The sequence below is a fragment of the Gelidibacter sp. genome (assembly GCF_035577925.1).
In the GTDB taxonomy this organism is placed as follows: domain Bacteria; phylum Bacteroidota; class Bacteroidia; order Flavobacteriales; family Flavobacteriaceae; genus Gelidibacter.
On record NZ_DATJCY010000037.1, the window covers coordinates 1 to 4,507 of the forward strand.

Sequence of the window (4,507 nt, forward strand, 5' to 3'; positions counted from 1 at the left end):
GTTCAATTCCAGAAGGCAGCACAGAGTGGAAAGGATATATCAGTGGCGGCGCCGGTAAAAGTCCCGATGGCACCGCAGCTAACGTAAGCTTTTTGGCTGATGGCTATTACACCTCTGTTGATTCACCAATACCAATTATCACCTATGGTGAAGCGCTTTTTATTAAAGCTGAAGCAGCATTTTTAGCTAATGGTGGCTCAACCACAAGTGTCGGCTCTAATGCAATTGCTTATAATGCTTATCTTGATGGCATAGCGGCAAGCATGGATAAGTTTGGTGCAAACGGAAGCGACTATTTAGCCGATCCTGCAATTGCAGTGGGCGAATCCGGATTAATGCTCCACCATATTATGAAAGAAAAATACATCCACAATTTCCTAAACCCCGAAACCTTTGTAGATTATAGACGTTATGATTTTTCTGATCAAGTGTTTATCGGACTTAAAATGCGGGAAGAAGCAGATTCAAGCGGTGAGTTTGCCGGCGAATGGTTCAGGCGTGCAAGCTACCCTTCAACTGAAGTCACACGAAACAGAGCTGCGGTTGAAGCTAATAAACAAACACCGGTAACTCCAGTTTGGTGGGATGCCCAAAACTAAAAACCCTCTTAATTTTTAAGAAAAACCCTTCATTGAAATTAGTGAAGGGTTTCTTTTTGAAATTCTGTTAATGCTAATTTTAATTGTTCTAAATCAGATAGTGTATGGTTTGCGGAAATGACTATGCGATTCATCATCGTATCATAATTGGGATACTTAAAATTGGTAATGATGATGCCTTTAGATTTTAAAAAATTAAAAATAACATGGCTTTGGCAGTAGATCACCGGATAATCTTTATCGTAATGAAACAAACTGGACAAAGCCTTATCTGCAAGTAAAAAATTGAGATTATTTCTTAATTTCAATAACTGACTCTGCAACAAATCTTGAGCATCAAAAAAAGCTTGCAAAAAAATGGGATTCATGCCTGATGCAGAAATAAACACGGTATCACTCTGTATATCTTCAATGAATTTTTTACTGGCTGCAATCATTCCCCCAGAACACCCATAAGCTTTGGTCAAGGAACTAATCATCACTTTTTGTACAATTTTAGGATGATTAACAGTGCTAAAAACACCATATCCTTTAGCACCTACAATTCCCAAACTATGGGATTCATCTATTAATAAGGTGATTTTTTTACTTGAAGAAACAGCATCCAGAAAATCAAAATCAGTAGGCTTGACTGCCATAGACAATAAGGCATCGGCAGCAATTACCACAGCCTCTTCAACGCCATCTGTCAATCTAGGATTCAATTGGCCATCAATAAATAATGGCAAACTAGAGTTTTGTAAGATTGCAGGATGTGTTTTGGGATAATGATAAAACTGAACATGGCTTTTTGCCAGATAATCTATGACAAGCTTTCCTGCTAAAGTTCCGGAAGAAACGGTTAGAGCTGCTTCCGCACCCACATTCATTGCTAATAACTTTTCAGCTTTTTGGTAAACACTTAATTTGACATTAGAGTTTCTAGAACTTCCATAGGCCGTTCCCCAGATTTTAATACCGTTAAAAAGCAAATTATGAAACTCTGGATGGGTCGCCATTCCCAGATATGATGTTCCGCCAAAATAAAGATACGTTTTACCGTCAACTTCAATAGTTGCGTCGGGAAATTGGTTAACCGTCATCTACTAACTAATTAAGGCAACCCCAGTGCCATTTAATTCACTATAAAAAATTGCACCATCCTCAATACGTACACCTGTTGCTATATCTTCAGACAACAATAATGCGCCATCCATATCTACATAATCCAAAAGCGGCAATAAATGTCCAATGGCCGAAATACCAACCGTCGATTCGGTCATACAGCCTACCATGGTTTTCATGCCCAATTGACGGGCTTTTACCAACATCCGTCGTGCAGCTGTTAGTCCGCCACATTTGGTCAATTTCACGTTAACGCCATGAAAATTCTTATAACATTTTTCAACATCGGCTTCTACTTGACAGCTTTCATCGGCAATAATTGGCAAAACCGAATGTTCAAAAACTTTTTTATGTCCTTCCCAATCGTCTGCTGGCAATGGCTGCTCTATAAACTCAACGCCCAATTCTTTAAGCGCAATGGCATTTGCAATGGTCTCATCTGCGGTCCAACCGCAATTGGCATCTACTCTAAAAACAGCATCGGTATGCTTGCGTAGCTCCGTAATAATGGCAATATCCTGATTGGTACCCAGTTTAATTTTATAAATTGGCCAAGGCATTTCTTTCATTTTAGACACCATTTTCTCAATGGTATCAATGCCAATTGTATAGTCTGTTAGTGGATTATTGCTGATATCATAATTCCACAGTTCATATAATTTCTTTCCTTCTTTTTTGGCATACCAATCGTTATAGGCCAAATCCAAAGCACATAAAGCAAACATATTGTGGGATAGCTTTGAATGCATTATTTCCCAAAAATCCTCAGGAGTCATTCCTGAAGAATCTGCAATTAGCGGCGCCAATTGTTCCAGATCATGAGTCATCTCTGCGATGCCTATTTTATAATACGGGTTTTCTGTGGCTTCACCATAACCAGAAATACCATCTTGTTTGAGCTCTACGATCAACGAACCCTGTTCATCACGGGATTCTCTTGAAATGGTAAAAGTGTGTCTTAACTTTAAAGTATAAGGTCTTAGAATAAGTTGCATGTTTAAGATTTTAACGCCATTCTTTTCACTGATTTGAAAGGACAAATTGACGTCGATTTATAAACAGCGAATTTAATAAATATTTAAGTGGATTACCGCTGTCTTTACTTATAAAATATCAAGGCTTTCTACAATTCCATATTTGAATTTGTTAAAAACCTAATTAATTTTTAAAATTTTGACGGATGCCATCCAAGAAACATCAGATTCGTAAAACTGCAATGCGGTCTCAACTACTTTATCCGATTTATCTCTAGGGTGCTTACTTATAAATCGCGCCTTGGATGCACCAAAATCTAAAGTAAACTTATCATCAAAATCACTTGAAGACGCATCAAAGAATACTACTTTTTTGTCCAAGGACCAAGTGCCTTGACCGTATGAATTTCGTTCAGAAAAACGATTTGCACCTGGCGACCAAAGATCAATCTTAGAATAGGAATGAAACTGAAACGTGCCATCTGCTTTCAAATCCAAAATATAAATAATGGTATTCGAATCATTATTAACAAGGATACGTTTATAGACACCAGCAACGTCTTGGGCAGTTTGCGCCTTGGCAACCATACCCGCACAGAATACAGTAAGGAGGAGTATAAATTTTTTCATAGTCGGAAGGATTGGAATGATCCCTAACCGACATCAAGAGTTATGCCATCAAAAATTAAAATCCACGCTCGGCCTTTAATTTCTCATAGGCTTCTTGCACTTGCCTAAATTTTTCTAAAGCGCCTTTTTGGTGTTCAGGTCCCAAATGGATGACCCGATCGGGATGGTATTTTTTAGCCATTTTCCGATACGCTGCTTTAATTTCATCAACCGTTGCTGCCTTCGTAATTTCAAGAATTTTGTACGCCGTGTCGCTACTGTCGTAGAACATTGCTTTGATGCTTTCAAAATCGCGTGCGCTAATTCCAAGATATCCAGCAATGGAATATATTTGGGCAACTTCCTTTTCGGTCACAAGGCCATCGGCTCTGGCAATTCCGAATAAAAAATGCAGCAATTGCAATCGGGAGGCATGATCCATCATTTGCTGAATTTGCAGACATACTTGCCTAACAGGGATTTGCTGCTGATTGATACCCTTAAAAAGTCGAAAGGCATGGTTGGCACGCTCCTGGCCGTACATGCCCACAAATTGCTGGCGCACAAAATCGAGTTCGCGCTTATCTTGAACGCCATCGGCTTTAATAACTACCGACGCTAAAATGAGAAGGCTCACTTCAAAATCACCCGATTTTGTTTGTGGCCGCCCTGTGGCTTGCCTTCCGTATGGCGAATTATTAGCTTGCTTGTTCTGCCAATCCTTTATTAAAGGAGAACCGCTATCGGATGCAGAGTCAATGATACTGCCTATGACCAACCCGATAATAGCACCAATAGGCCCACCAAATGACCAACCTAATCCGGCTCCAATCCATTTTGAAATACTCATGTATCTGTTTTAATTTAGAAACCCAAAGATACTATAGTTCATCTTTTTATGTCGAAGTCGCTTAAACTTTTATTTTCTTAAACTTTATTAAAGCAATTTCCATGTAAGCTAAATAATTAAAGTTTATCCAGCTTGATATAGATGTATCAAATCTATTGAGTTACGATCTAAAACGATCCAGCTAAACATTGGTTATTTTAATTATATACCGCTCATTATAAAGCAATTGCTAAAAATATTCATCCCTATCTGTGTTTCCATTTCTTTTATTAAAACAAACATTGGCGTTTATTTCCTTTTTTCACAACAGCATCTAAACTCTTTAAAGTTGAAACCTATGTCAGCATTTAATAAATTACCTCCACTGAAAT

General features: G+C 38.3%; 5 protein-coding genes. 1 reads left to right on the forward strand and 4 read right to left on the reverse strand.

Annotation, left to right across the window (positions count from 1 at the left end; genetic code table 11):
- Positions 1–599: SusD/RagB family nutrient-binding outer membrane lipoprotein (locus VNJ50_RS01320; RefSeq protein WP_325578314.1), on the forward strand; the 599-nt coding region annotated here is incomplete at its 5' end.
- A gap of 38 nt (positions 600–637) precedes the next feature.
- On the opposite strand, the gene VNJ50_RS01325 is transcribed toward VNJ50_RS01320, so the two are convergent.
- The 4 genes from VNJ50_RS01325 to VNJ50_RS01340 all read right to left on the reverse strand — a co-directional run bounded on the left by VNJ50_RS01325 (position 638) and on the right by VNJ50_RS01340 (position 4,136).
- Positions 638–1,681 (reverse strand): pyridoxal phosphate-dependent aminotransferase family protein, encoded by a 1,044-nt coding sequence (locus VNJ50_RS01325; RefSeq protein WP_325578316.1) that lies wholly within the window; start codon positions 1,679–1,681, stop codon positions 638–640.
- Positions 1,682–1,684: 3 nt separating this feature from the next.
- Entirely contained in the window at positions 1,685–2,698 is a 1,014-nt protein-coding gene (locus VNJ50_RS01330) for a dipeptide epimerase (protein ID WP_325578318.1), read from the reverse strand.
- A gap of 159 nt (positions 2,699–2,857) precedes the next feature.
- Positions 2,858–3,307, reverse strand: coding sequence for a hypothetical protein (locus VNJ50_RS01335; protein WP_325578320.1), 450 nt, complete (start codon positions 3,305–3,307; stop codon positions 2,858–2,860).
- 55 nt (positions 3,308–3,362) lie between these two features.
- Positions 3,363–4,136, reverse strand: coding sequence for a TerB family tellurite resistance protein (locus tag VNJ50_RS01340; protein ID WP_325578322.1), 774 nt, complete (start codon positions 4,134–4,136; stop codon positions 3,363–3,365).
- Positions 4,137–4,507 lie beyond the last annotated feature (371 nt).

What these genes read in the sequence shown, in the direction of transcription:
- VNJ50_RS01325 (WP_325578316.1), bottom strand. Translation starts at nt 1,681, where the DNA reads ATGACGGTTAACCAATTTCCCGACGCAACTATTGAAGTTGACGGTAAA.
- VNJ50_RS01330 (WP_325578318.1), bottom strand. Translation starts at nt 2,698, where the DNA reads ATGCAACTTATTCTAAGACCTTATACTTTAAAGTTAAGACACACTTTT.
- VNJ50_RS01335 (WP_325578320.1), bottom strand. Translation starts at nt 3,307, where the DNA reads ATGAAAAAATTTATACTCCTCCTTACTGTATTCTGTGCGGGTATGGTT.
- VNJ50_RS01340 (WP_325578322.1), bottom strand. Translation starts at nt 4,136, where the DNA reads ATGAGTATTTCAAAATGGATTGGAGCCGGATTAGGTTGGTCATTTGGT.